The 3,650-nt window shown below is 28.2% G+C and carries 5 protein-coding genes; all 5 read left to right on the top strand.

Annotated elements, in window-relative coordinates; all coding sequences use genetic code 11:
- Positions 1-30 precede the first annotated feature (30 nt).
- The 5 genes from QZ321_RS12285 to QZ321_RS12265 all read left to right on the top strand — a co-directional run bounded on the left by QZ321_RS12285 (position 31) and on the right by QZ321_RS12265 (position 3,300).
- Entirely contained in the window at positions 31-426 is a 396-nt protein-coding gene (locus QZ321_RS12285; protein ID WP_294197019.1) for a helix-turn-helix transcriptional regulator, read from the top strand.
- Positions 427-445: 19 nt separating this feature from the next.
- A complete protein-coding gene (locus QZ321_RS12280; RefSeq protein WP_294197017.1) occupies positions 446-1,183 on the top strand; it encodes a LytTR family DNA-binding domain-containing protein in 738 nt (245 codons plus the stop codon).
- On the top strand, positions 1,176-2,471 hold the full coding sequence (locus QZ321_RS12275) for an ATP-binding protein (protein WP_294197015.1): 1,296 nt from the start codon (positions 1,176-1,178) through the stop codon (positions 2,469-2,471). The genes QZ321_RS12280 and QZ321_RS12275 overlap by 8 nt, the downstream gene beginning before the upstream one ends.
- Before the next feature lie 111 nt (positions 2,472-2,582).
- Positions 2,583-2,726 (top strand): cyclic lactone autoinducer peptide, encoded by a 144-nt coding sequence (locus QZ321_RS12270; protein ID WP_294197013.1) that lies wholly within the window; start codon positions 2,583-2,585, stop codon positions 2,724-2,726.
- 1 nt (position 2,727) lies between these two features.
- A complete protein-coding gene (locus tag QZ321_RS12265; protein ID WP_294197012.1) occupies positions 2,728-3,300 on the top strand; it encodes an accessory gene regulator B family protein in 573 nt (190 codons plus the stop codon).
- Positions 3,301-3,650: the final 350 nt, after the last annotated feature.

Here is a 3,650-nt window from a genome sequence, read left to right as displayed (position 1 = left end):
TTAATCTATACATTTTAAAAGGAGATTTTTATGATACAAGATTCCAATGAAAGTCATAGTGCGGGTAAAAGAGAAAGTAGCAAAGTAAGAGAATTAAATACAGACGAAGGTAATTTGTATGTAGAAATAGGGCTGAGATTGCGTAGGATAAGGCGTGAAAAAGATTATACGCAGGAGCAAATGGCAGAGATGCTTGGTATTAGTACTGCATATTATGGGAAAATAGAAAGAGGTGTTAATAGTCTTTCGATAAAAAGGCTACACACCTTAAATGTTAAATTGGGTATAGATATAACATATCTGATTACTGGTAAAGACAACAATACATTATCTATGGGTCAAATTTTAGCTGAATGTCCAATAAGAAAACGGCACGATTTAGAGCAGATCATAAAACATGCTTTAAATTTAATGGAGAATACCTGAGCTTAATTTGCTTAAAGGAATGATGAAAATGATCGAAATAGCTATTTGTGATGATGAAAAAGTAATAACTTCTGATATAGAAGAACGTATAAGAGCAATTAGTAAAAAATTATGTGTATCAATAAATATAGATGTGTTCTTTGATGGATTAACATTGACGGATTATATTATAAATCAGAAAGCAAAGTATGATATTATCTATATTGATATAGAGATGAAAAGTGAAAATGGGGTAGATGCTGCCAGAAAAATCAGACTGTTTGACAAAGATGTATTATTGATTTATGTGACAAATCATGAAAGTTTTGCAAAAGAAGTATTTGAAGTATCTGCATTTCGCTTTATTACAAAACCTATTTCAAATGAAATATTTGAAAAGTATTTCATAAGTGCAATAGATAAAATTAGACAGACACCACATTTTTTTCAGTTTCAATACAATAAAGTACATTACAGATTGCCACTCAATCAAATAATATATTTTCAAAGTGATAAGAGAGTAACATATATTAATATTGGAACGGAAATTAGAAAGTGCTATGAAAAATTAAATTCGATTGAGCAAAATTTGAAGCAAAAGGGGATTTATTTTTTTAGAACACATCAATCTTTTTTAGTTAATCCCAAATACGTTGAAGTATATATGTATGATACAATGCAATTACATGATGGGACAGTGTTAAGTATTAGTGAAAATCGAAGAAAAACTGTTAATGAATTATACTGTAAGATAAAAGGAGATTCGATAATTGTTTAGTTATAAGACAAATTTACTGTTATATATTATAGCAACTTTTATTTGCATTATTATTTTAAACGTTTACTTTTCAGGATTTTTTCAAAAGCGAAAAAGAGTGGCTAACTGGATCATATATTTTGTATATATGGCATGGCAGATGTTTTTATTTACAGAGTCTAACTTTCCTTCCTACATAAATTTGGCCGTTGGATTGATTTTGAATAGTTTGGTTTCGCTAATTTGCTTTAAGGGAAGTGCTATTCAAAAAGTTGCATTGTCCGGTATACTAAGTATTTTGTGGACGCTATCAGAATTTTTAGTTGGTTATTTTTTTATAGCGTTGGGTATGGATTATCAATATCCTCAAGCAGTAGGAGCATTGATTTCAGAAATTATTGTTTTAATTTTGATATACTGTTTGAGTAGATATTTTCAAATTGAGAATATAAAAAATTTACCTATGAAATGTTATCTTATGCTTTTATTTTTACCCATTGGTAGTCTGTTTATTGTTTACAAAATCTTTATGTATGGAAGTTTACTGGAACAGGGATTAGCAATAAAAGAATCAGCAATATGTGTAATAATAATGTTGTTCATTAATTTTCTGGTTTTTAGATTATGTTTGTTATTAGCTGATGAGCTAGTTCTGAGGAGATATAATGCTGTATATACACAACAGTTAGAAATATATAGCAAGAATATTCAAGAAAATAAAATTGCGATGGCAGAATATCATAATGCGAAACATGATATAAAACAACATTTTATTTCATTATTATGTATGTTACAAAAACAACAGTATGAAATGGCGGAAGAATATTTAGATAATCTAGTTGAGGATAATAGGAAAAACTGGAATATATCCAGAACGGAAAACTTGATTGTTGATGCGATTATTAATGCTAAGTATTCTTTGATGAAAACACTTGGAATTGAGTGTTTTGTTGATGTACATATACCTGTATGGCTTCCGTTTGAAATGGCTGATCTCAGTGTATTAATTGGCAATGTCTTAGACAATGCCATTGAGGCAAACAATGCTGAAATGAAGAATAAGTATATAAAAATATATATGGCATATGACAAAAACATCTTAATCACTACAGTCATAAATTCATATGATGGTGAGTTAATAAAAGATAAAACTGGAAGGATTCTAACTCGGAAACCAGATAAGTCTACTCATGGATTTGGATTAAGATCTATTGAAAAAATTGTACATAAATATCATGGATCGGTAGTAATAGAAAATACCCAAGAGGAATTTAAAATTATATTTATATTGATTGATAACAAAAGATAGGTAAAAGTTACATATAACCTCGTAAAAGTTACATGGAAAAAAATTAATGATAAAAATGAGTGTATGATTACTAAAAAAATAATAATAAAATATATCTAGGGAGGGACTAATATGAAATGGATAAAAAATAATCTTCAAAACGTTATGTGTTTAATTGCAATGATGTTTAGCGTGATGGCTGCAAACTCTCGTTGTATGTGTATTTATCATGACTTGGAGAAGCCAGAAGAATTAAAACGCTTAAGGAAGTTTTAACATGGATTTTTTAGTAACTGCATTGATGGGTTTTATATGTAAAAACAAGGATTTGTCTAAGGAAGATTATAAAATTTATCAATATGGATTACAAGCGTGTTTAGAAATGATGTTTTGTTTTTTAGTGTGTTTTGTTATAGCGCTCAAAATGAAAATGCTAAAAGAATGTATACTGTTCTTTGGCATTTTCATTTCTACGAGATCGTATATTGGTGGAATACATATGAAAAACTATTGGCATTGTTTTACTATTTCATGTGGTGTTTTTACATTTGTACTTTATTTGACTAAGTATTTTATAATGAGTGATATGAATGCTTTCTTATTGATTTTGGCTTCGATTAGCATAATATACTATTTGGAATATAGTTGCCAATTTAATGATTATGTTTCCAAAGAGGAACGAAATTTTTATAGAAATAAAATGAATATTATTTTATGTGGTTGGGTTATTGTTTTTATTGTATTGATTATTTTTCGACTTCATTCCTTATTGACGTTAAGTGCATATGCTTTTTTGAGTATTATGTTTTCTAAAAAAGCCGAATTAATAAAAAATAAAATACAAAAATGATCTGAAATAACCTGGTCTTTAGTTCTGGAGAGCCAAAACCAAAATTTTATTCTTGTAGGTTAAAATTATTGTTAAGTAAACAATCTGAGTTTGTTAATTAAGTTCGACTGGATAATTTTACTGAATAAAGATAATTCTTAAAGATAGAAAAAAGGATAGATGATAAATCTATTCTTTTTTTGTGAAAGATGTAAAGATATAATAAATGGAGGAGTAATTTTGCATTGTTAGTCTAGCATTTGATAATTATATTTGAAGAAGATAAGGTACAATAAGTTGCGCAAATAAAAAAGACAAGGTTTGCAGCCTTCTGGTAGAATGAAGTAGCGACACACCATTCAGAGAGGAGA

Origin of the sequence: uncultured Clostridium sp., from assembly GCF_910588715.1 — a bacterium.
Taxonomy (GTDB): Bacteria; Bacillota; Clostridia; order Clostridiales; family Clostridiaceae; genus Clostridium.
Note: the sequence above shows the minus strand (reverse complement) of the source record. Positions and strands in the feature narration are given on the sequence as shown.

What these genes read in the sequence shown, in the direction of transcription:
- QZ321_RS12285 (WP_294197019.1), top strand. Translation starts at nt 31, where the DNA reads ATGATACAAGATTCCAATGAAAGTCATAGTGCGGGTAAAAGAGAAAGT.
- QZ321_RS12280 (WP_294197017.1), top strand. Translation starts at nt 446, where the DNA reads ATGATGAAAATGATCGAAATAGCTATTTGTGATGATGAAAAAGTAATA.
- QZ321_RS12270 (WP_294197013.1), top strand. Translation starts at nt 2,583, where the DNA reads ATGAAATGGATAAAAAATAATCTTCAAAACGTTATGTGTTTAATTGCA.
- QZ321_RS12265 (WP_294197012.1), top strand. Translation starts at nt 2,728, where the DNA reads ATGGATTTTTTAGTAACTGCATTGATGGGTTTTATATGTAAAAACAAG.